The sequence below is a fragment of the Tepidiforma bonchosmolovskayae genome, assembly GCF_008838325.1.
Lineage (GTDB): Bacteria > Chloroflexota > Dehalococcoidia > Tepidiformales > Tepidiformaceae > Tepidiforma > Tepidiforma bonchosmolovskayae.
In genome coordinates this window covers 278,511-300,595 of record NZ_CP042829.1, presented here as the reverse complement: position 1 = coordinate 300,595, position 22,085 = coordinate 278,511, and the positions used below count along the sequence as shown (strand labels likewise).

Here is a 22,085-nt window from a genome sequence, read left to right as displayed (position 1 = left end):
CCCGAACTCCTTTCCCCTGGGCCAGGTGGTTTCCCTAGGCCAGCTGATACTCGGGGCTGGCCAGCACCAGGTAGGCCACTGTCGCGACGCGCTCCACCGGGTCCCGGATGCTCTCCGCATGCGCAACCAGGGCCCCCCGCGCGCCATCGCTCATCACACCGTCGACCAGCCGCCTGAGCGCCTCGTCGACCATGCCCGACGCATCCTCCCGCGCAAGCAGCGCCTCGATACGAAGCGGGCGTCCTCGCGGGAAGAGGAACGCATCGAGGAAATTGAGCCGCGCGAAGAACGTTGCCGAGGCCAGCCAGGCCGGCCCCCCGGGCCAGCCGGCCACATTGGGCGGCTGGAACAGGGTCTGCCCCATCGGTCCCCAGAATCGGAGCGTCGCCCGGAAATCCGTCTCCAGCTCCAGTCCTCGCACCGCGCCGACCACGAACTCGACCGGGCTCTTGATCTTCGCCCGGTAGGCAGCCTCCGAATTGAACTCTGCACTCTTCAGGATGGCCCGAACGACTTCGCGGATGTCGTGGCCGCTCCCGTTCCAAACCTCAGCCAGCCACGTCACGGTTTCGGGCCCCGGGTTGGCGTGCGCGAACTCCCGGAAGAGCCGGACCGGGATGAACCGCGACGGCGCATCATGCGACATGATGATGTCGATAATCTCATCGCCCCCGAACGGCCCGGTCTTCCCCAGGAATGTCTTCATCCCGCGGTCCTGGAGGCGGGGCTGGATGACAAACTCCGGCTCATACGCCTCCGCCGCCGCGTCCTGCGCCGCCCGGCGTTCCGCCTCGCTCGCACCCTCCGGGAGCTGCACCCGCGGCGGCGCCGTCAGCCGCCATCCGGTGAAGGCCCGCGCCGCCTCCCGCACATCCTGCTCGGTGTAGTTGCCCACTCCCATCGAGAACAGCTCCATCAGCTCCCGGGCGTAGTTCTCATTCGGGTGGGCCGCAGAGGACTGAATGGTGTCGAGATAGACCATCATGGCCGGGTCGCGGCTGATGGCCTTGAGCAGGTCGTCATACCGCGGCAGCGCCATGCGCCGGAACAGCTCATTCTGGATAAGCATGAATTTGGTCCGGGGGATGCCGAGCTTCCCGAGCTCTGATGTCAGCAGCCCGTGCCAAATGAGGGTCATCCGCTCCTCGAGCGGCCTCGAGGTGTAGGCCATCCGGGTGAGCCACCAGGCCCGCATATCCGAGGCCATTCCTGGCCGGCCGTCTCCGCCCCGCAGCCGGGTCAGGTTGAAGTTCGCCCGCGTGATCCGCTGCTCGAGTGCAGCGTTGTCCGTTTCTTCGAAGTCGACGAGGCGATCGGCAGCTTCCTCCGGCGTCAGCGATGCAAACTCCGCGATTTCGCCCGGCGTCCCGCCGAAGCCGGCGCGGCGCAGCAGATGCGCGGCCCGCCGTAACGGGTCGGCGATCGGTCCTGTGCCGGCCTCCGCCGCCGTGGCCTCGCCCTCCGGTGGGCTGCCCCCCGGCTCCCTGCGCTTCCCGGTTCCGCCGCTCATCAGCGTCGCAGTGCCGATGGTCAGCCCCCCGGCAGCAACGCCCCCGGCAGCTGCGAGGAATGCCCGCCGGCGAAGCTTCCGCCGGCTGTGACGCTCCGTCGGGTCCAGCACTGCCCGTTCGCCCTCGTCGACCACGCGCCATCACCTCCTCGGATACTGCGGAAATTCTGCACTTCCCATGGCCCAGGCGCCCGCCCAGGTGACGCCCTTCCCCGGGGTTTACCAAAATGCCCTCCGGGGCGCTGCTCCGGCGTCACTTCTGCCGCTCATTGCGCCATCCTGCTGGTGAAGGAGTCGACGAATGTCCAGCCCCCCTCGCCGATTCGCCGCAGAGCGGCACCCCCTGCTGAAACTCGGTGCGGCCGTTGCCGCGTTCGCGACGTTCGCGGCGGTCTGGGGCGGTTTTGCGCTGGCGACCGATGCGAGCGGCAGCCAGCCAGCCGCCTCGCCCGCCCTCGCCGCCCCTGCCGCCAACCCGACCGCTCCGTCCGCTGCCCGCACCCCCGTTCCGAATGCCCCGCCTCCCTCCCGCACCCCGGTTCCGGCTGCCCCGCCATCCTCCGACGGCGGAGCCCCGCCGCCCCCCGCTACCCCAACGCCGACTGTCACCTCGAGCAGCGCCCCGTCAACCCGGCCGGGCACCGTTCCCGTGCAGCGGAGGTCGCGCGGCTCATGACCTCCTGGAAGCTCGGCGCGTACGCCGTCGCCGCACTGCTCGCAGCGGTTGCGCTCACCCGCTATGGCCCGGCTGCGTCCTCGGCGCAAACCTGGCACCTGCTCCGCGCCGCCGGGATAGTCACCTACGTGCTCTTCTGGCTTTCCGCTCTCTCCGGGATGGCCTTCTACCTGCGCCTCGGCGCCCCCGGGCTCAGGCAGTCCGGGCTTTTTGAGCTGCACCGCGTCACCGGCGTCCTGGCCGCAGCTTTCCTCGCCGGGCACCTTGCCGCCGTCCTCGTCGACCCCTGGATACGCTTCGGCCCGCTCGATATCGTCACCGGCCTCACCGCACCCTACCGGCCGCTCGCGCTCTTCGCCGGTGCCCTCGCTGCCTGGGCCCTGGGCATCGTCACGCTCACGACCGCGTTTGCCGGGCGCTTCCTCTACGCCACCTGGCTCAATCTTCACCGCCTGGCATTCCCGGGGTACCTCCTCGCTCTCCTCCACGCGATGGCCGCCGGCAGCGATACCGGCCGACCGCTCTTCCTCGCCTGGTACGGACTGAGCGCGGGTTGCATCGCCGGGATGCTCATGCTTCGGCTGCCGGGCCGCATCCGGCCTGAGGGCGCCGCCGCTGTTGCCGGCCGCTGACCGGCGAGGCTCCCGACGAACGGCGGTCCTTTCTGCCCCGCCTGGCCGTTCGGCCAGAGACCTTGCGCCGCTACCATCTTCCCATGCCAAATCGCCGCTCGCCCCCCTTCGCACGCGAACACCAGAGCTGGCTGACCCTCACCGCTTCCGCTCTTTCGGTCGCTGCGTTCGCAATCGGCTGGGCCGCATACGGCACCTGGACCGGTGAGACCGGCAAGAACGAAGACCCGGGCCCTCCCCCGACCGCAGCCACCGCTGTCCCCGGCGGCCCTGCGGCGTCCACGCCGTCGCCGACCCCGCTCGCCGCCGGGACTACCCCGCCGTCGGGCGGCGCCGACGCGACGCCGACCGCCGCCCCAACACGTCGGTCGAGATCGAGCTGATGACGCGCTGGATAACCGTCACGCTGGCAGTCGTTCTCGCTGCTGCGGTGTTCCTGGCCCGCGAGGCCGGGTTCGGCAGCGAGACCACGACCTGGGATGCCGCCCGGGCCTCCGCCTGGGCCGCCTTCGTGTTGCTCTGGGCTGCCGTCTTCACCGGCATCGGCGTGAGTCTGAGGTACCACCCCGGGATTGAAGGCCGGGTCCCGGCCCTCGAACTGCATCGCGTGGCCGGGTCGCTCGGGCTCGCCTACACCGTTGCCCACGCCGGCGCCCTCGTCCTCGACCCGTACATCGGCTTCGCCCCATGGGATGCTCTTGTACCCCTCACCGCGCCCTACCGCCCGGTCGCGGTTGCGGCGGGCGTCATCGCAGCTTGGCTCTTAGCCGCGGTCGTGCTCTCGACCTGGCTCGCAGGCTTAATCCCGCGGACGGTCTGGCAACGCCTTCACCGCTTCGGCTACGCCGCGTTCGCGCTCGGGCTCGCCCCCGGCGTCGCCGCGGGCAGCGACACCGAACACTGGGTCACCCACGTCGTCTACACTGCTTCGGTCGGCTCGCTCCTCGGCGCGGCCTACCTCCGCTTCCTCGCCCGCGACTGGGTCGCCGCCCACCGCGCCCGCCACGTTCCGCGCCAGCACATGCAGTGAGCCCGGAAGAAACGCTCTTCTACATCGGCTTCGCCGCCTACCTTCTGCCGCCCGCGGTCATTCTCGCGCTTGTCGCCCGGGCGCGGCGCCGGTCGCTGACGTTTGCCGCCTTCGCCCCCTCTTTGCGCTGCCGCCCGGGCCTCCGCCCCGGCGCCCGCTCACGTGAGTCCGAGTCCCCGCAGGAACGCCTCGTTGCTCGGCTCACGCCCGAGGAACTCCCGTACGAGCTCCTGCCCGTCCACCGAGCCGCCGCGTTCGAGGATCGTCCTCCGGTACCGCCTTCCGACCTCGGCGCTCAACGGGCCTGCCGCCTCGAACAGCGTGTACATGTCGTCGCCGAACACATGCGACCAGAGGTAGCCGTAGTACCCCGCGTCGTAGCCGAACAGGTGCCCGAACCCCGACTGGAAGTGCGTCCCCGGCGTGTACGGGAATCCCGTAATCGGGTGCAGCTCCTCCACCAGCTTCGTCGAGTCGCCATCGAACCCCGGCGAGTGGTACCGCAGGTCGAGCGTGGCGAAAAAGATCTGCCGGAGCGTCATAATCCCGCTGTTCAGGTTCTTCGCGGCCACCATGGCGTCGACCAGGTGCCGTGGGAGAGGCTCGCCCGTCTGCCAGTGCCGCGAAAACGAGGCCAGCACCTCCGGCTCCCAGCACCAGTGCTCCAGCATCTGGCTCGGGGCCTCGACGAAATCCCGCTCCGTCTGCGTCCCGCTGAACCGCGCCCGCTCGGCCCGCGTGAGCGTCTGGTGCATGATGTGCCCGAACTCGTGGAAGAACGTGACCACCTCGCTGTGCCGCAACAGGGACGGCTGCGTCGCCGATGGCTTCGTGAAGTTCGCCACAATCGCGCTGACCGGCTTCTGGTAGCTCCCGTCCCGCAGTCGCCGGCCCCGCCGCAGGGTAAATGCCGCCGCATGCCCGTACTTGTTCGGCCGCGGGAACAGGTCCATGTAGAACCGCGCAAACGGCGGCCCGCCCTCCGCGTCGCTGATGTCGAACGCCCGCACGTCCGGGTGCCAGCGCGGCGCCGTTGTGTTCTCCGCAAACCGCACGCCGAGTACCTGCTGGTACACCCCGAACAGCCCGTCGATCACGGCATCAAGCGGGAAGTACTGCGCGACCTCGAAGTCGTCGACCGCGTACCGGGCCTTCAGCTGTTCGTTGTGCCAGTACCGCCAGTCCCAAATCTCGACCCGGTCCGAGCCCGTCCGCTCCTTCGCGAACGCCCGCATCTCCGCGAGGTCGCGCTCCGCCTTTACCGCCACCTTCGCGCGCAGGTCCGCGAGAAACTCCTCCACCGCCTGCCGGGTGCCGGCCATCCGCGTCTCCGTCCGGTAGTCGGCCCATGAGGCATAGCCCAGCAGCTCCGCCGCCTCCTGGCGCAGGCGGAGCGCCCGCTCCAGCAGCTCGACGTTTTGGCGCCCGCCCTTCCGCTGGTCCTTCTCGAAGAGCTGCCTCCGCAGCTCGCTGTCCGGGCAGTTCGCCATGAACGGCTGAATCTCCGGGTAGTCCAGCGAAACCCGGTAGTACACAACCCCGTCCCGCTCCACCGTCCGGAGCCTTTCGATCCACGCCTCCGGCATGCCCGCGAGCTGCTCCCGCGTCACTTCGATGCCGTCGTCGTAATCGTCGATGTTGTTCCGGAACTGGATGCCGAGGACCGCCAGCTCGTCCATCAGCGCCCGGACCCGCTCCCGCTGCTCCTTCGGCAGCCCGAAGCCGTTCCGCCGGTAGTCGCGCAGCTCGAACGCGAGGTACCGTGCGTCCTCGCCCGTCAGCGATTTCGCCCCGTCGCTCTCCGCGAACTGGCGGACCGCCTCGTAAAGGTCTTCCCGGAAGGCGAGCCCGACGAGGTACCGGTCGAGCCGTTCGTCCCACCCGCGCGCCGCCGCCCGCAGGCCGTCGTCGGCCGAAACGTACGCGAGGAATGCATACGCACCGGACGCCAGCGAGACCGGTTCGACGGCGTCTTCGAGCGCCAGCATCGTGTTGGCATAGGTGCGCTCGCCCGGCCCGAGTCGGACGATGTCGCCGACCCCCGCTTCGCAGGCGTCAATCGCCTGCTGGCAGGCTGCTCCCAGCTCCTCCGGTGTCAGCCGCTCCCAGTCCACGAGGTCGAGGTCGCTTCCCATCGCTGTCCTACCGGGTCAGCCACGCGAACTGCTGCGGCTTCCGCTGGCTCCGCGCGCTGATCATGATGTTCACAATTGCCGGCTTGTCGCAGGCGAGCGCGGCCTCCAGCGCAGGCCGGAGCTCCGAGGGCTGGGTAACGAAAAAGCCCTTACCCCCGTAGATCTCGGCCATCTTTTCGTAATGGGCGTTCGGCGTATACGCGCTCGGCGGCACCCGCGTCGGGTCGAGCTCGTCCGGCCCGCCGCCGATGCCGTTGTTGTTGATAATGATGAACACAATGTTGTTCAGCCCGTAACGCGCCGCCGTCTCAACCTCCATCCCGCTGAAGCCGAACGCCGAGTCGCCTTCGATGCAGAACACCCGCTTGTCGGGATGGACCGCTGCAGCGGCAATCGCCTGCCCGAGCCCGACGCCCATCGTCCCGAATGACCCGGCATCCAGCCGGTGCCGCGGGAAGAAGTTCGGCATCAGCGTCCGCCCGATGTCCATCGTGCTCGCGCCCTCGTTCACGATGATTGCATCGCGCGGGATGTACTCGCGGATATCCCGGTACACCCGGTAGTACCCCATCGGCACCGATTCGTCGGCCATCATCTCCGCCACCGTGGCCGCGTTCTCCTCGATCTTCTTCCGCAGGCCGGTCCACCATGTGGTCTCCGCCGGGTACTGCCACGGCGCTCGGCTCAGCGCCTCGTTCATCTGCTCCACAATCGCCTTCGCATCGCCGACCAGCGCAACCTCCGCCGGTACGTTATTCCCGATCTCCTCCGCAGCGATGTCGACCTGGATGACGCGCACCTTTGGGTCGAATCGTGGCGGCAGGCCGAAGTGCAGGATCCAGTTCAGCCGCGCACCGAGCAGGAGCACCACGTCGGCATTCTGCAGTGCGAACGACCGCGCCGGCGAAATCGCTAGCGGGTGGTCGTCCGGGACCACGCCCTTGCCCATCGGCGTCGGCAGGAACGGTAGCTGCGTCATATCGATGAACGTCCGCACCTCCTCCTCGGCCCGCGCGTAGGCCGCTCCCTTGCCCACGATGACCAGCGGCCGCTCGGCCGACTTCAGCGCGTCGAGCGCCCGCTCGATGTTCTCCCACGGCGCCAGGGTCCGCGGCGGGTCCGGGCAGCGCGGCGGGAAATGCACCTCGCTCTCGTCGACGGTCCCGGTAATCAGGTCCCCCGGCAGGTCGAGGTACGCCGCGCCCGGCCGTCCGTAGATGGTCGCGCGGACTGCCTGCTCGACGAAGAACGGAATCCGGCGCGTGCTGTCCGGCCGGGCCGCGTACTTCGCGTACGGCCGCGCCGTCTCGATCTGCGGCGCCTCCTGGAAGGCGCCCTGCCCGTTCTGGTACGAATCGTTCGCCCCGCCGATCAGGATCATCGGCCAGCAGTTCGCCCAGGCGTTCGCCATCCCCGCGATGCCGTGCACCATCCCCGGCCCCGACACCGCGAGGCAGACGCCTGGCCGCCCGGTCAGGTAGCCGATGGCCGCCGCCGCATAGCTCGCAGCCTGCTCGTTCCGGAACCCGAAGAACTTGATGCCTTCGCGCTGTGCATGGACCGCGATCGGCACCACCGGGATGCCGACTACTCCGAACATGTACTCCACGCCCTGCTGCTTCAGCGCCTTCGCCACGATCTGGGCCCCTGTCAGCTCGGCCATCGCAACCTCACCTCGTGTTCGAACTTCGTGCCGGCAACTCTACGGGAACCCGCTCCCACCGTACACGCCGCCGCGGTGTAGCCTCTGGGCATGGCCCGCGTCCGTGCCGACCTCCTCCTCGTCCAGCGCGGCCTCGCCGAATCCCGCGAGCAGGCCCGCCAGCTCATCATGGCCGGCCAGGTCCGCACCGGCACCCGCACGCTCGTCAAGCCCGCCGAACCGCTCGACCCTGCCGCGCCGCTCGAGGTGGTCGAACCGCTCCGCTACGTCTCCCGCGGCGGCCTCAAGCTCGACGCAGCCCTAAGGGAATTCGGAATCGACCCCTCCGGCTGCACCTGCCTCGACCTCGGCGCCTCGACCGGCGGCTTCACCGACTGCCTCCTCCAGCACGGCGCCGCCCGCGTCATCGCCGTCGATGTCGGGCGCGGTCAGCTCCACCGGCGGCTCCGCGAAGACCCGCGAGTCACCCTCCTCGAAGGCGTGAACGCGCGCGACCTCCCGCCGCTCCCGCCAGTCGACCTGGTCGTCGCCGACCTCTCCTTCATCTCCCTCGAAAAGGTTCTCCCTTCAGTGGCGGCGCGCGTTCCGTCGGGCACCCCCGTGATCGCCCTCCTCAAGCCCCAGTTCGAAGCCGGCCCCGCAGACGTTCCCGCCGGCGGCGTCATCCGCGACCCGGCCGTGCTCGACCGCGTCCGCGAGCGCTTCCTGGCCTGGGTGGCCGCCCACGGCTGGGCAACCTGTGGCATCATTCCATCGCCCATCCGCGGGGGCGACGGCAACACCGAATTCCTTGTCCTGCTGCGCACCCCGCCCGCCGGAGACGCCTGATGCTGCGCCGCGCCGTGATCTTCCATGCACCCCGGAGCGAAGGCGCGCTCGCCTTCGCCCGCCAGGTTGCGCAGGAGTTCGGCCGCCGCAGCATCGATGCCGCCGTCTTCGATGCCTGGGGCCCGCCCCCCTCCGATGCCATCGCCGCCTCCGACCTGATCGTGTGCGTCGGCGGCGACGGCACTGTCCTGCGCACCGCCCGCATCGCCATCCCGCACGCCACGCCGATTCTCGGCGTCAATATGGGCCGCCTCGGCTTCCTCACCGACATGAGCCCGCGCGACTTCTTCAACGCCATCGAACGCGTCGTCGCTGCCGACTGGCGCCTCGAAGAGCGCATCATGGTCCACGCCGACGTCATGGCCGACGGCGCCGCCCTCCACTCCTTCGATGGCCTGAACGACATCGTCGTCAGCCGCCGCTCGCCCGGGCGCCCGGTCTACGTTGACGTGCACATCGACGGCGCCCGCCTCGCCATCTTCCGCTGCGACGGCATCATCGTCGCCACGCCCACGGGCTCCACCGGCTACTCGCTGAGCGCAGGCGGTCCCATCCTTGCCCCGACGGAGCACCACCTGGTGCTCACCCCCGTCTCGGCCCACCTCGCCCTCGGCCGCTCCCTCGTCCTCCAGCCCGATTCAACCATCGAGATGGCCGTCACCAGCGAACAGGGCGCCATCCTCAGCATCGACGGCCAGGAGGACGAGCCGGTCGCCGCTGGCGTGCGCATCGTCGTCCGGCAGAGCCCGCACGTCACCCGCTTCGTGCGCTTCCGCGAGCCCTCCAGCTTCTACGCCGAACTCGCCGAAAAGCTCGAAATGCAGCTCTCCAGCACCATGAACCCCAGTGCTTGAACGGCTCGAAATCACCTCCTTCGCTGTTGCCCGCAACGTCGCCGTCGACCTCGGCCCCGGGCTGACCGTCTTCACTGGCGAAACCGGGGCCGGCAAGTCGCTGGTCGTCGATGCCGTCGCCTTCGCCTTCGGCGCGCGGATGGGCCGCGAGGTTATCGCCGCCGGCGCCGACCGCGCGACCGTCCGCGCCGTGCTCCGCCTCGGACGCCCCACGGTCATCGAACGCACACTCACGCTCGGCGGGCGCTCGACCTACCGCATCGACGGCCAGCCTGCCCGCTTCGAAGACGTCCGCGCCCTCGCCGAGGGCTTCCTCGATATCCACGGCCAGTCCGAGCAGCTCGCCATCCTCCGGCCGGCGGTCCAGCTTGCCGCGCTTGATGAGTTCGCCGGCCTCCAGGCCGACCGCACCGCGCTCGCCTCCACCGTTCGCGAGCTCCGCGAGGTCCGCCGAAAGCTCGCCTCCCTCCGCTCCGATGCCCGCGAGCGTGAGCGGCTCATCGAGCGCCTCTCCTTCGAGGTCGCCGAGATCGACGCCGCAGCGCCCGTCCCCGGCGACGACGAGTCGCTCCGCGCCGAGCAGGCGCGCCTCGGCAACGCTGCCCGCCTGCGCGAGGAAGCCGAGCGCGCACTCGCCGCCCTTGATGAACCGTCAATCGGCGAGGCGCTCGCCGCCGTGCGCGCTATCGCCGGCCGCGACCCCGGCGCGGCCGACCTCGCCGACCTCGCCGGCATCCTTGAAACCGCCAGCGTCGACCTCCGGCGTGCCCTCCGCGCCTACCGCGATGCGCTCGACGAAGACCCGGAGCGTCTGGCCGCCGTTACCGAGCGCCTCGACCTCCTCGCCCGGCTCCAGCGGAAGTATGGCGACACGATCGACGCCGTTCTCGCCTACCGCGACAGCGCAGCCCGCCAGCTCGCCGACCTCACCGGGGCCGGCGCTTCGCTCGAAGAGCTCGAGGCCGCCGAATCTCGGCTCCTCGAGACCCTCGGCCGCCAGGCCGCGGACCTTTCGGCCCGCCGCAGGGCCGCCGCTGGCGCGCTCGTCCGCGCCATCGCTGGCGAGCTGGAGCTCCTCGGCATGGGCGGCGCCCGCCTGACCGTCGCGTTCGCCTGCGATGACGACCCGGCCGGGCCGCTCGTCGCCCTCCCCGACTACGAGGTGGTCACCGGCGCCGCGGACGAAGCCGCCGCGCCCTCTCCAGAACCGGCCCCTCGCGCCTTCACCGAGGCCGGCGTCGACCGGGTCGAGTTCCTCGCCTCCTTCAACCCCGGCGAGCCCCCGCGGCCCCTCGGCGCAGTCGCCAGCGGCGGCGAAACGTCCCGGTTCCTCCTCGCCCTCACGGTAGCCCTCGGCCAGGCCACCGAAGGCCGGCTCGAAGTCCTTGACGAAGTCGACGAAGGCGTCGGCGGCCGGACCGGCGCGGTCGTCGGGCGCGCCCTGCGACGCCTCGCCGGGCGGCACCAGGTCCTCTGTATCACCCACCTCCCCCAGGTGGCTGCGGCCGCCGACCGCCACTTCGTCGTCGAGAAGCGGACTGATGGGCGCCACACCTGGTCCGAGGTCCGCGAGGTTGCCGGGGAGGCCCGCCGGGCCGAGCTTGCTGCCATGCTCGGCGGCGTTACTGCTGCCAATCTTGCTGCTGCCGACGAACTCCTCGGCTCAGCCGCCGCGTCCTGAGCGCTCTCCCAGGCGCTGCCGCAGCGCAACCACCCGGCGCACCGCCTCGCGCATCGCGTAGCCGGGCTCGCCGTCCGTCCGCTCGGCCTGCAGCGCCACCACGATCGCCTCCAGCGCCGCCACGATCTCGCGGAGGGCCTCCCGTCCGTCCGGTCCCTCGAATATGCCGCCATCCATGGCCCCAGTCTCACCGCACCCGGCCGAACGGCACAGGGCCGAAGCCGTGACGGCCCGGTAGAGGTTTCGGCTCCCCGCTCAGGCGTCCTTCTGGAAGTGTGAGGTCGCCAGCTCGTCGGCGTAGGCGTTCCAGCGCGACGTCGCATGCCCGCGCACCCACGCCACCCGCACCAGCGGGAGCTGCTGCTTCAGCGCCCACGCCCGCTGCACGAGGTCCAGGTTCATCACCGGCCCGTCCTTCCGCTTCCACCCGCGGGCCTCCCACCCCTTCGCCCACTCATTGAGCGTCCGCACCACCAGCTGGCTGTCCGAATAGACCGTGATCGGCTCGTCCCGCGGCGCCATCTCCAGCCCCGCAATCATCGCGGTCCACTCCATCCGGTTGTTCGTCGTCGCGGGTTCGAAGCCGTGCCGCTCCTCGATGACCCTGCCGTCGCGGACGAAGACCGCGGCCCAGCCGCCGGGTCCCGGGTTCCCCTGGCAGGCGCCGTCGGTAAAGATGCCCGTCTGGGGGTCTTCCTCGGGTGCAGCCGCGGGAGCCGCGGAGGCCGCCGTGGCCGTTCCCGAACCGTTCCTCGCTGCCGCGGACCCGCGCTCCGCGCGCTTTTGGCACGCGAGGCACCGCCGCGGCTGCCAGTTCGGGTACTTCGCCCGGACCGAGGCCGGAAGCGTGAACGGCTCGCCGCATGCCTCGCACCGGTACGTGGTCATCGCCACGACTCTAGGAGCCCGCGGGCTTCCAGGCCACGCCTGCTACAATCCGTCAGCTCATTCCCCGGGAGGTACCCATGGCCGGCAGGCTGAACGGCAGGGTCGCCATTGTCACCGGCGCCGGCTCCCAGACTGAAGGCATCGGCAACGGACGCGCCACCGCCGTGCTCTTCGCGCGCGAGGGCGCCCGTGTGCTCCTGGTCGACCGCCGCATCGAGGCTGCCGGGCTCACGGCCCGCCTCATCGCCGATGAGCACGGCGACGCCGAGCCCTTTGCCGCCGACGTCACCAGCGAAGCTGCCTGCCGGGCGATGGTCGAACGCGCCCTCGAGCGCTGGGGCCGCCTCGACATCCTCGTCAACAACGTCGGCATCGGCATCGCAAAGCGCATCACCGAGGTCACGCTCGAAGAGTGGGAGCTCCAGATGCGGGTCAACGTGACCAGCATGGTCCTCGCCAGCAAGCACGCCATCCCCGCGATGGTCGATACCGCCGGCGGCGGTTCAATCGTCAACGTCTCCTCGATCGCCTCGCAGCGCGGGCGCGGCCTCGCACCCTACGCCGCTTCCAAGGGCGCCGTCGAGGCGCTGACCCGCGCCATGGCTGCCGACCACGGCCGCGACGGCATCCGCGTCAACGCCATCGCGCCCGGCCCCGCCTACACGCCCATGGTTTCCGCCCGCGGCATGCCGGCATCCGTCCGCGAGGCCCGCCGCAAATCAACCGCGCTCGGCATCGAAGGCACCGCCTGGGATATCGCCTGGGCCGCCGTCTACCTCGCCTCCGATGAGGCCCGGTGGGTCACCGGGGTCGTCCTCCCGGTCGATGGCGGCGTTCTCGTGAACTGACCCCCTGCGCGTCGTCGTTCGCCGGTCGAACTTCCCGGTGTGAAGACTCGCGTCCTCGCGCTGCTGGTTGCCGTGTGGGCTGCCGCGGGCGCGCTCACTGGCGCTGCCCCGGCCTCCGCCCAGCAGGGGCAGGGGCTCGTGTCCGCCTCCGAGACGGTCTACCGCCTCGATACGCCGGCCGGAACGGTCCGCGTCCACGTCCGCGTCGAGTTCCTCAACCAGTCGCAGAACGGCATCACCACCGTCCCCGTCTACATCCTCCCCCACGCGCACGACCTTGCAATTACCCGCGACGGCGCTCCCGTCCAGTTCACGCTCGACCCGGGCGACGAAGCGGCGAAACGCACCGCCGTCGCCTCCGTCACACTCCCGGAGCCCCTCCAGCCGAAACGGCGCCTCACCCTCGAAGCCGCCTACACCCTTCCCAATACCTCCGGTCCCCTGATGACGCTCGAACCCGGGCTCATCGAGGTGCCGTTCATCGGACAGGGGCCGGGTTCGTGGGTCTTCGTCGATGTCCCGAAATCCGGCGACAACGTCCTCGACCCCGGCTGCCTCGTCGGGAAGGACCAGCCGTCCGAGGTGAAGAACGCCGGCCTCCAGCGCTGGGTCTGCGGCAACGTCTTTCTCATCGCCCTCTCGGCCGACGACCCCGACATCCTCGAGCGCTGCGCCGCCCTCGACGAACGCTGCCGCCAGCGGTTCGACCCCGGCGTCTTCTCCGCCTTCGCCCTGTCTGTCACCGACGAGACCCGCCGCGGCGTCCTCTCCGCGCCGGTGACGATGCCCGATGGCCGCCAGGTCACCATGACCCTGAAGTTCTTCCGCCGCGATGCGGACTGGGCTTCCCGGCAGTTCGCCATCGCGAAGCAGGCCTTCCCCGTCCTCGAAGCGCTCTTCGGCTTCAAGTACCCCTACACCGACGTCACCATGCGGCAGTCCTACCACATCGCCGCGTACGGCATCGCGGGTGTCGCCTTCTCCGGCGTCGGGCAGGTGCTCCTCTCGCACGAAACCGGCGGCATCGACGACGAGGTCACCATCCACGAGCTTGCCCACCAGTGGGCCGGCAACACCCAGCTCGCCCGCCCCTTCCTCTGGGAGGGGCTCGCCGAATGGGCGACCCGCGCGGTTGCGCCCCAGCTCGGTGTCGCCGTCAGGCCCACCGACTGGAAGTCGTTCGGCATCAACGAGCCGCTCGCAACCTGGGGCTCCACCGCCATAGGCGGCCCGGCCGCCTACTGGTATGGCCGCTCCGGCGATTTCTGGTTCGCCTACGAAGAAGCGATCGGCGGCCGCCAGAATATGACCGCCGTCCTCTCCCGCATCGATGACGAGCCCGCCCTCTGGCGCCTCAAAGAGGGCTGGTTCATGGACCAGGGCGAATTCCTCTCTGACCGCAACCTCGACCAGCTCTTTCTCGACTGGGTCTTCGTTCCTGAAACAGCAAAGCCGCTGCTCGCCGAGCGCCGCGCCGCCCATGACCTCGTCCGCGGGCTCCGCAGCCGCGCAGCCGAGGCCGGGCTCGGCTCCGGCATCCCCTCGGACATCTACAACAACCTGATCGCCTGGGTCTTCGGTCCGATCGCCGCCCAGGTCGCCCAGGCCGATACCATCATCGCCGCCTACCGCTCCGCCACTGAACTCGCCGCCGGGGCTGGCCTGGCGACCCCCGAAACCGTCGCCGTCTCCTGGGGCCGGGCGCGCCTCTCCGAAACCGCCCGCCTGGTCGAGGACCAGCGCCAGGCCGTCATCGCCATCCAGGCCGCACAAGCCCAGCTCGCCGGCGAGCCCGCCGATTCGCCCTTCCGCCAGGGCATCGCGAAGGCCCGCGAGTTGTACGAACAGGGTGACTTCACCAGCGCACGCGCCGCGGCTTCCGCGGGCGTCACCGGCCGCGTCAACGCCGATGCCGCTGCGAAGCTCATCGCCCTCGCGAAGGAGAAGCAGGCGTCCTTCAGCCCTGGTTTCTTTGGCCGCGTCGGCATGCTCTTCACCGACCCCGAGGCGAAGCTGCGTGCCGCCGAGGACGCCCTCGCTGCCGGCGACGGCACCCGCGCCCTGGAACTCGCCCGCGAGGCCTACGACACGTGGGATGGCGCCGCAGCGCGCGGCATTCAGCGGCTCGCGCTGCTCACGTCGGTCATGGCGGCCCTCAGTTTCGGCGTCTGGGTCCTCCTGAAGCGGCTCGAGCAGCCGCCGCCCGTCAAACCGCTCGGCAAGGGCCACTACCTCGAGGCCGAAGGGCGCCGCGGCAGCTGGCGCGACTGGGAAAATACCCCCGAGTAAGCCCCATCCTTCTCGCCCGGTTCTCCTCCCGGTACAGTCCGATGTGTGCCAGCCCAGTTCGATGCCATCGTTGTCGGTGCCGGGCCTGCCGGGAGCACGGCTGCGCGCGAACTCGCCGCCGCGGGCGCGCGGGTGCTCGTCCTCGATAAGGCCGAATTCCCCCGGTACAAGGCCTGCGGCGGGGGCATCCCCCGCCGGACCGCCCGGCTCCTTCCCTTCCCCATCGACCCCGTCGTCGAAGACGAGGTGGCCCTCCTCGACATCTCTCTCCACGGCCGCTGTCGGTTCGTCCGCGACTCCGGCGAGCCGTTCGCCGCGATGGTCATGCGGGAGCGGTTCGATACCCTCCTCCTCGACTACGCGCGGCGGGCGGGCGCAGAATTCCGCCCCGGCGCAGCCGTTCGCGCACTCGAACTCGACCTCGCAGGCGTGACCGTCCGCACCGAAGGCGGCCGAACCGCACGGTCTGCCCTGCTCATCGCCGCCGACGGGGCCCATTCCCCGGTCGGCCGGATGGCCGGCCTCGGGACCGGCCTCGCCGAATGCGCCGCATACGAGGTCGAAGTGCGTGCACCTGCAGCCCGGGTCCGCGCCAACCGCAGCACCGCGTTCATCGACCTCGGCTACCGCCCGTGGGGCTACGCGTGGCTCTTCCCCAAGGCCGAACTCCTCTCCATCGGCATCGTCCTGCCCCCCGGGCAGGCCGGCGAGATGAAGTCCCACGTCGCCGCCTACCTCCGCCGTCTCGGGCTCGACGGCGCGCCCGTCGATATCGCCCGCGGACATAAGATCCGATTCCGGCGCGGCCGCGAGCCCATCGCGTCCGAACGGGTACTCCTCGCCGGCGACGCCGCCGGCCTCGCCGACGAGTTCACCCAGGAGGGGATCTACTACGCCATCGAGTCCGGGCGCATCGCTGCCCGGGCCGCCCTCCGGTCGCTCTCCTCGGGGGCACCGCTTCAGGGCTACCAGGACGACATCGACCGTGAAATCATGCCCGAGCTCCGCGCCGCCCGGGTGATTGCCCACATGTTCTACGGCATGCTCGGCCGATACCCCGGCCCCTGGATGCGCGCCACCCGCGCCATCCCGTACCTCTGGGACGCGTTCTTCGCCGTCCAGCGCGGCGAATCCACCTATGCCCGCGAAGCCGCCCGCGTCCCGCTCCTCCCTGGGATCGCGGCGCGCCGCCTCGCCCGCCAGGACTCTGCCGGCTGATGGACCCGCGCAGCATCATCGCTCGCCTCGCGCCGGTCTACGGCATGCCCGTCCTCCAGCCCAGCGGCGACCCCGTCGCCGAGCTGGTCCTCACCATCCTCAGCCAGAACACCTCCGATACCAACAGCGGGCGCGCGTTCATCAGCCTGATGCGCAGCTTCCCGTCCTGGAACGCCATCGCTGAAGCGCCGCTCGAGGACGTGGTGCAGGCGATCCAGCCCGGCGGGCTCGCCCGCCAGAAGGCCCCCCGCATCCAGGCCGCCCTGCGCGCCGTCGAAGCCCGCTCGCCCGATTTTGACCTCGGCTTCCTCCGGGACCTCCCGCTCGAAGAGGCCCGCGCCTGGCTTCGCGCCCTCCCGGGGGTCGGCCCCAAGACCGCCGCCTGCGTCCTCCTCTTCGCGCTCGGCCGCCCGGCGTTGCCCGTCGATACCCACGTCGAACGCGTCGCCAAGCGCCTCGGCCTCGTCCCTCCGGCTGCGACCGCAGACCGCGCCCACGACCTCCTCGAAGCGCTCGTCGACCCGGCCGATTACTACACCTTCCACATGCTGCTCATCAAACACGGCCGCCGCACCTGCGCAGCCCGCCGGCCGGCCTGTGAGCGCTGCCCGCTCGTCGAATGCCCCGCGCGCACGGCCGCCATTGAGGGCCCGGCTGCGTCCGCGTAGAGTCCCACCCGTGGAGTACCGCTGGCGCGTCCTCGCTGCCGTTGCCTTCGGCACCTACATGGCCACGATGGACTTCTCCATCGTCAACGTCGCCCTTCCCACCCTCGCCCGCGAGTTCGACCGCTCCCCCGACACCGTCGTCTGGGCCGCCCTCGTGTCCAGCCTCGTCGTCACCGGCCTCACGCTCACCGCGGGGCGCGCCGGCGACCTCTACGGCCGCAAGCGGGTCTACATCGCGGGCTGGGCCATCTTCACCGTCGGCATGGCGCTCGCCAGTATCGCCCAGACCTTCGAACAGCTCGTCGCAATGCGGTTCATCCAGTCCGTCGGAGTGGCCCTCGCCATTGCCAACGGCAACGCCATTGTCAGCGAAGCTTTCCCCCCGGAGCAGCGGGGCCAGGCGCTCGGAACAACGGGCGCCGTTGTCGGCGCCGGCCTCATGTCCGGCCCGATCCTCGGCGGCCTCATCCTCGAAGCCTTCTCCTGGCACGCCATCTTCGCCCTCCGCGTGCCCATCGGCATCGTTGCGCTCCTGCTGGCATGGCTGGTCATCCGCCCCTCCGCTCCCGCACCTGCGCCGAACGGGCGCCGGATGGACATTCCCGGGGCCCTGGCCCTCTTCGTCACCCTCAGCGCGCTGCTCCTTGCCGTCAACCGCGGTCAGGCCTGGGGCTGGACCTCCGCCCCAATCCTCGGCCTCCTCGCGGCCGCGCTCGTTGCCCTTCTCGCATTCCTCAGGATCGAAACGCGCACTCCCAGCCCGGTCGTCGCCCCCTCGCTCTTCCGGGCCCGGGCCTACACTGTGGGGGTCACCAGTCTCGCCCTCAACTTCGCTGGCCAGTCCGCCGTGACGTTCCTCCTCCCGTTCTATCTGCAGGAGGTGAAGGGCTATTCCACGGGCCGGGTCGGACTCACCGTCGCCACCGTGCCCCTGATGATGCTGCTGCTCTCCCCGGTCAGCGGCCGGGTGAGTGACCGCTACCGCTTCACCCACCAGGCGACGCTCGGCATCGCCCTCGTCTCGCTCGGCCTGCTCTCGCTCGCAACCATCACCGCCGAGACGTCGGCGCTCGGCATCGTCGCGCGGCTCGCCATCGTCGGCATCGGGACGTCCATCTTCATGTCCCCGAACAGCGCCACCATCATGAACAGCGTGCCGCCTGACCGGCTCGGCACCGCCTCGGCAAGTGTCGCGACGGCCCGCAACATCGGCAATGCCGTCGGCCTCGCGCTCGCCAGCGCGGTTCTCGTCGCGGTCGCGACGGCTTCCGCCGGCTACCGCCCCGAGCGTCTTGCCGACCTCCCCGACGCAGCCATCGTCGATGGCGTCCGGGCGGCCTTCCTCGTCGCCGGGGCTGCAGCCGCGACGGCGATTGCGGCATCCCTCTTCCGCAGTGAGCGCCGCGCACCGACAGCATCGCCGGCCGTCGCCCTCGGTGAGCCGCTCGAGAAATCCGCACCCTGACGCACTGGAGGTCCCATGGAACGCCGTTTCGAAGGCAAGGTCGCCGTGATTACCGGCGCCGCGGGCGGCATCGGCCGCGCCGCAGTCGCACGCTTCGCGCAGGAAGGCGCAAACATTGTCGCGGTCGACCTGCCCGGCACCGCGCTCGACGAAGCCGTCGCCGAGGCCGAGGCCTCGGGCGTCCGCGCTGTCGCCGTTCCCGCAGATGTCACCCGTTCAGCCGATGTCGAACGCTACGTCGCTGCCGCCCGGGACCGCTTCGGACGCATCGATGCGTTCTTCAACAACGCCGGCATCGAGGGCTGGATTGGGCCGATGCTGAACTACCCTGAGGACCAGTTCGACCGTGTCCTCGCGGTCAACGTCAAAGGCGTCTGGCTCGGCATGAAGTACGTCGCCCCGGTCATGGCCGCGGGCGGCGGCGGCGTCATCGTCAATACCGCCTCGGTCGCCGGCCTGAGCGGCACGCCAGGGATCATTGCCTACGGGGCGAGCAAGCACGCGGTCGTCGGCATGACAAAGACGGCCGCCCTCGAGCTGGCACCGATGCGCATCCGGGTCTGCGCCGTCTGTCCGTCGCCGATTGAAACGCGGATGATGCGTGCCCTCGAACGCGGCATCAACCCGGACGAACCCGAGTCGGTGCACCAGCAGCTCGCTGCCACCAACCCGCTCGGGCGCTACGGTGAGCCCTCCGAAGTCGCTGCCCTCGTCGCGTTCCTCTGCAGCAGCGACGCCAGCTACCTCACCGGGACGATTATCCCCGTCGACGGCGGCCGCATGGCCCGCTGACTGGAGAACGGGCACCGCACTGCCGATTCTCCCGGTGTGAAGGGCGCGGGACCGGCTATCGAATGCGACGCCGTTTCCCGCCGGTTCGGCGAGCGGCTCGCCCTCGACCGCCTCACGCTCACGGTCGAGCGCGGCGAAATCCTCGGCCTCCTCGGCCCGAACGGCTCCGGCAAGACCACGACCGTCCGCATCCTCGCGACCCTCCTCCAGCCCCACGGCGGCGCCGCTCGCATCCTCTCGTGGGATGTCGCCCGCCAGCCGATGGAGGTGCGGCGCAGCATCGGCGTCATGCCCGAGCGGCCCAGCCTCTACGACCGCCAGACCGTTGAGGCCAACGTCCGTTTCTGGGCCGAAGCCCATGAGCTTCCCGACCCCGGAACAGCCGTTGCGCGCGCCCTCGCATTCGCAGGCGTCGCCGACAGGCAGGCCGACCTCGTCGGAAGCCTGTCGAAGGGCCTCAAGCAGCGCGTCGCCCTCGCCCGTGCCATTGTCCACCGGCCTCCCGTGCTGCTCCTTGATGAGCCCTCGAGCGGTCTCGACCCCTCCGCGGCCGCGGCCATGGAGAGCCTGGTCCGCGACCTCGCCCGCGAGGGAACCGCAATCCTCCTCAACACCCACCGCCTGGCGGAGGCAGAGCGCCTCTGCGACCGGGTTGCCATCCTCCGCGAGGGCCGCCTTGTCCAGGTCGGCACCCCCCGGCAGGTGCGTGCAGCCCTGCTCGGCCACATCGTTGAGGTCGAACTCGCCGGCGTCGTCGATGCCCCCGTCCGTCGTGCCATTGAGTCGTTCCCGGCCGTCCGCGAGGTCTGGTGGAGCGCTTCCGCCGTCCGCTGCCGCCTGCTCGACGCCGAGCGCGATACCCCGGACCTCGTTGCCCGGCTCGTCAGCGCCGGTGCCCGGATTGTCGCCGTCCGCCCCGCCGGCGACCTCGAACGGGCCTACCTCGAACTGATGAGCCAGCCGCTCCCCGGGAGCCTCGCTGCATGAGCCTGCTGACCATCCAGCCGCCTGTCCGCGCCCTCGCCCGCAAGGAGCTCCGCGAACTCCGGCGCCACCGTATGATCGTCCTGACGGCCACCATCCTGCCGGTCGCCTTCCTCGTGCTCCCCGTGCTCAACCTGCTCTTCTACGACCCCGCGCGGGCGATCGGCGGCCCCGACTTCGCCGTCGGACAGGCGATGTTCTGCTTCTTCCTCACGCCGGTCATCATGCCCGCCACGATGGCCGCCTACGGCATCATCGGCGAGCGCGACCAGGGCACGCTCGAACCGCTCCTCACTCTCCCCCTCTCCGACCGGCAGCTGCTCGCCGGCAAGGTCGTCGCCATCCTCGTGCCGACCCTCGCCGCCTCCTTCGGCATCTTCATCCTGTACATGGCCATCGTGGCCGCGGTCGTCGAACCTCCCGTGCGCGGGCCGGCGCTCGACCCGGCCTGGCCCCTCGGGATGCTCCTCTCGGCCCCGCTCCTCGCGCTCTTCTCGACCCTGACCGGGCTCTTCTTCTCCGCCCGCTCGAAGGACGTGCGCATCGCTGAGCACCTCAGCGGCCTCATCCTCCTCCCCTCGATGCTCCCAATCCTCCTCGTCGTCACCCGGACCATCGAGCCCACACTCGCCGCCTGGGCGACTATGGCTGGTGTCCTCGCGGCCATCGATGCCGCCCTCTGGCGGGTCGTCGTGCGGGCCTTCGACCGGGAGCGCGCCATCAGCACCATCTGACCCCGGCTTCCGTCCGTCGCCGGCGTTTCCGGCACAACGGCCGCCCGCCAGTTTGGCTGAGGTCGCCTACTTCCCCCGCACCACCAGGACCGGCCGGCCGCCGTCGCGGATCACTTCCTCGGCAACACTCCCTGCAAGAAGGTGCGAGAGCCCGGAACGCCCGTGGGTGGCCATCGCGATCACATCGACGTCCAGCTCGTTCGCCAGCTCGATGATCGCCTTCGCCGTGTGGTGCGACCACTCGACGTGGACCTGGGTGTCCGTCCCGGGCAGCTCCCGCCTGGCAATCTCCTCAAGCTTCTCGCGCCATTCGGTTGACTTCCGGGCGATCGCTTCCCCGTGGCTCTCAATGAGCCGCGGGGCCGGGATCCGGATGGTTGCGGTCCCAACCGCCGCCCCGAGCGGCTCCGTGACCGGCCGCTCCATGCGTCCCCGCACGGCCTGGGGGTCCAGCACGGTGACCAGGTGCAGTTCGATCCCGGGCGCCATCTCCGCCAGCCGGCGCACCGCCGGCAGAATCGCCAGCGCCGTGTCGCTGCCATCGAGTGGAACGAGTGCGCGCATCGTCCATACCTCCACCAATCGGGCTGCGCCGATCCTGCCCGTCGCCGGCATGCCTGCCGACGGCCGTTCGGCCCCGCAGCCGCGGCCGAGCGGCGCGAAACATCAACATTTCGTTATCATCAGAAATTTTCCGGCCCGGGCCCTTGCGTCCCGGGCTTAGCAGGTGCTAAACAATAGGTGGGTCGCGCTGGATGTCGTGTCCGCTCCACACATCCACCGGCCCTATTCTTATGCCCCGCGCGCTGGCCCACACTCCCCGCCCTGCTACACTCCACACCGATGAAGACGCGCCTCATCTCCGCATTCCTCCTCTCCTTCGTCCTCGCCCTCGCGCTCGTTGCCCCGGCCTTCGCTGATGACGGCCACGGTTCGCCGGACCCCATGGCCCAGGCGGGCGGCGGGATCGATGTCCTCCCCACCATCCTGTGGTCCCTCGCCGGCGTCGGCGTCTTTGCGGTGGTGCTCGGGGTGCTGTACCTCCTCAAGCGGCAGGTCGGCGGCTTCCCCGAGAACCCTGAATGGGTTGCGCCGATCTCCATCATGCGCTCGCGCGACCTGCCCGCCGATGACGATTCCCACGGCCACGGCGACGCCCACGGCGGCCACGCAGCTCCGGCGCACTGACG

General features: G+C 70.4%; 21 protein-coding genes. 15 read left to right on the top strand and 6 right to left on the bottom strand.

From position 1 onward, the window contains the following. Positions 1–34: 34 nt before the first annotated feature. Positions 35–1,645 carry a DUF1800 domain-containing protein gene (locus Tbon_RS01535; protein ID WP_158065977.1) on the bottom strand — a complete coding sequence of 537 codons (1,611 nt, stop codon included), beginning with the start codon at positions 1,643–1,645 and terminating at the stop codon, positions 35–37. A 537-nt stretch (positions 1,646–2,182) separates the two neighbouring features. Between Tbon_RS01535 and Tbon_RS01530 the strand changes: the two genes are divergently transcribed. From Tbon_RS01530 to Tbon_RS01520, 3 genes are all read left to right on the top strand, one after another. Then, positions 2,183–2,818, top strand: coding sequence for a ferric reductase-like transmembrane domain-containing protein (locus Tbon_RS01530; RefSeq protein ID WP_158065976.1), 636 nt, complete (start codon positions 2,183–2,185; stop codon positions 2,816–2,818). 83 nt (positions 2,819–2,901) lie between these two features. Further along, entirely contained in the window at positions 2,902–3,201 is a 300-nt protein-coding gene (locus tag Tbon_RS01525; protein ID WP_158065975.1) for a hypothetical protein, read from the top strand. Beyond that, positions 3,201–3,848, top strand: a complete 648-nt coding sequence (locus Tbon_RS01520; RefSeq protein ID WP_158065974.1) for a hypothetical protein — start codon at positions 3,201–3,203, stop codon at positions 3,846–3,848. The genes Tbon_RS01525 and Tbon_RS01520 overlap by 1 nt, the downstream gene beginning before the upstream one ends. A 158-nt stretch (positions 3,849–4,006) precedes the next feature. On the opposite strand, the gene Tbon_RS01515 is transcribed toward Tbon_RS01520, so the two are convergent. Together Tbon_RS01515 and oxc are read right to left on the bottom strand one after the other, a co-directional pair. After that, positions 4,007–5,983: a M3 family metallopeptidase gene (locus Tbon_RS01515; RefSeq protein ID WP_158065973.1), complete on the bottom strand. Its 1,977-nt coding sequence runs from the start codon at positions 5,981–5,983 to the stop codon at positions 4,007–4,009. A 7-nt stretch (positions 5,984–5,990) separates the two neighbouring features. Then, positions 5,991–7,646 (bottom strand): oxalyl-CoA decarboxylase, encoded by a 1,656-nt coding sequence (oxc, locus tag Tbon_RS01510; protein WP_158065972.1) that lies wholly within the window; start codon positions 7,644–7,646, stop codon positions 5,991–5,993. Positions 7,647–7,736: 90 nt separating this feature from the next. On the opposite strand from oxc, the gene Tbon_RS01505 reads away from it, so the two are divergent. The 3 genes from Tbon_RS01505 to Tbon_RS01495 are packed head-to-tail and all read left to right on the top strand — an operon-like array spanning position 7,737 to position 11,009. Next, complete coding sequence (locus Tbon_RS01505; RefSeq protein ID WP_158065971.1) at positions 7,737–8,474, top strand: TlyA family RNA methyltransferase; 738 nt, start codon at positions 7,737–7,739, stop codon at positions 8,472–8,474. Then, the gene (locus Tbon_RS01500; RefSeq protein WP_158065970.1) at positions 8,474–9,328 is read left to right on the top strand and encodes an NAD(+)/NADH kinase; all 855 of its coding nucleotides are present in this window, start codon (positions 8,474–8,476) and stop codon (positions 9,326–9,328) included. Before Tbon_RS01505 ends, Tbon_RS01500 begins: the two co-directional genes overlap by 1 nt. Then, entirely contained in the window at positions 9,321–11,009 is a 1,689-nt protein-coding gene (locus tag Tbon_RS01495; protein WP_158065969.1) for a DNA repair protein RecN, read from the top strand. The genes Tbon_RS01500 and Tbon_RS01495 overlap by 8 nt, the downstream gene beginning before the upstream one ends. On the opposite strand, the gene Tbon_RS01490 is transcribed toward Tbon_RS01495, so the two are convergent. Further along, positions 10,992–11,186: a hypothetical protein gene (locus tag Tbon_RS01490; RefSeq protein ID WP_158065968.1), complete on the bottom strand. Its 195-nt coding sequence runs from the start codon at positions 11,184–11,186 to the stop codon at positions 10,992–10,994. The two genes, Tbon_RS01495 and Tbon_RS01490, sit on opposite strands and share 18 nt — an antisense overlap. A 78-nt stretch (positions 11,187–11,264) precedes the next feature. Further along, positions 11,265–11,897, bottom strand: coding sequence for a ribonuclease H family protein (locus Tbon_RS01485; RefSeq protein ID WP_158065967.1), 633 nt, complete (start codon positions 11,895–11,897; stop codon positions 11,265–11,267). A 77-nt stretch (positions 11,898–11,974) separates the two neighbouring features. Here Tbon_RS01485 and Tbon_RS01480 point away from each other — a divergent pair, with 77 nt between their 5' ends. The 8 genes from Tbon_RS01480 to Tbon_RS01445 are packed head-to-tail and all read left to right on the top strand — an operon-like array spanning position 11,975 to position 20,895. Then, on the top strand, positions 11,975–12,745 hold the full coding sequence (locus tag Tbon_RS01480; protein WP_158065966.1) for an SDR family NAD(P)-dependent oxidoreductase: 771 nt from the start codon (positions 11,975–11,977) through the stop codon (positions 12,743–12,745). A 39-nt stretch (positions 12,746–12,784) separates the two neighbouring features. After that, positions 12,785–15,034, top strand: coding sequence for a gluzincin family metallopeptidase (locus tag Tbon_RS01475; RefSeq protein ID WP_158065965.1), 2,250 nt, complete (start codon positions 12,785–12,787; stop codon positions 15,032–15,034). A 45-nt stretch (positions 15,035–15,079) separates the two neighbouring features. Continuing rightward, the gene (locus Tbon_RS01470) at positions 15,080–16,252 is read left to right on the top strand and encodes a geranylgeranyl reductase family protein (RefSeq protein WP_158065964.1); all 1,173 of its coding nucleotides are present in this window, start codon (positions 15,080–15,082) and stop codon (positions 16,250–16,252) included. Beyond that, on the top strand, positions 16,252–16,920 hold the full coding sequence (locus Tbon_RS01465) for an endonuclease III domain-containing protein (RefSeq protein ID WP_158065963.1): 669 nt from the start codon (positions 16,252–16,254) through the stop codon (positions 16,918–16,920). Before Tbon_RS01470 ends, Tbon_RS01465 begins: the two co-directional genes overlap by 1 nt. Before the next feature lie 10 nt (positions 16,921–16,930). Further along, the gene (locus Tbon_RS01460; protein WP_158065962.1) at positions 16,931–18,385 is read left to right on the top strand and encodes an MFS transporter; all 1,455 of its coding nucleotides are present in this window, start codon (positions 16,931–16,933) and stop codon (positions 18,383–18,385) included. Between the two features lie 15 nt (positions 18,386–18,400). Next, positions 18,401–19,177 (top strand): SDR family NAD(P)-dependent oxidoreductase, encoded by a 777-nt coding sequence (locus Tbon_RS01455; RefSeq protein ID WP_158065961.1) that lies wholly within the window; start codon positions 18,401–18,403, stop codon positions 19,175–19,177. A 36-nt stretch (positions 19,178–19,213) separates the two neighbouring features. Further along, entirely contained in the window at positions 19,214–20,164 is a 951-nt protein-coding gene (locus tag Tbon_RS01450) for an ABC transporter ATP-binding protein (RefSeq protein WP_158065960.1), read from the top strand. Further along, positions 20,161–20,895 carry an ABC transporter permease subunit gene (locus Tbon_RS01445; protein WP_158065959.1) on the top strand — a complete coding sequence of 245 codons (735 nt, stop codon included), beginning with the start codon at positions 20,161–20,163 and terminating at the stop codon, positions 20,893–20,895. Before Tbon_RS01450 ends, Tbon_RS01445 begins: the two co-directional genes overlap by 4 nt. A gap of 66 nt (positions 20,896–20,961) precedes the next feature. Here Tbon_RS01445 and Tbon_RS01440 read toward each other — a convergent pair whose 3' ends face one another. After that, entirely contained in the window at positions 20,962–21,459 is a 498-nt protein-coding gene (locus tag Tbon_RS01440; RefSeq protein WP_192498047.1) for a universal stress protein, read from the bottom strand. 279 nt (positions 21,460–21,738) lie between these two features. Here Tbon_RS01440 and Tbon_RS01435 point away from each other — a divergent pair, with 279 nt between their 5' ends. Continuing rightward, entirely contained in the window at positions 21,739–22,083 is a 345-nt protein-coding gene (locus tag Tbon_RS01435) for a hypothetical protein (RefSeq protein WP_158065957.1), read from the top strand. Positions 22,084–22,085 lie beyond the last annotated feature (2 nt).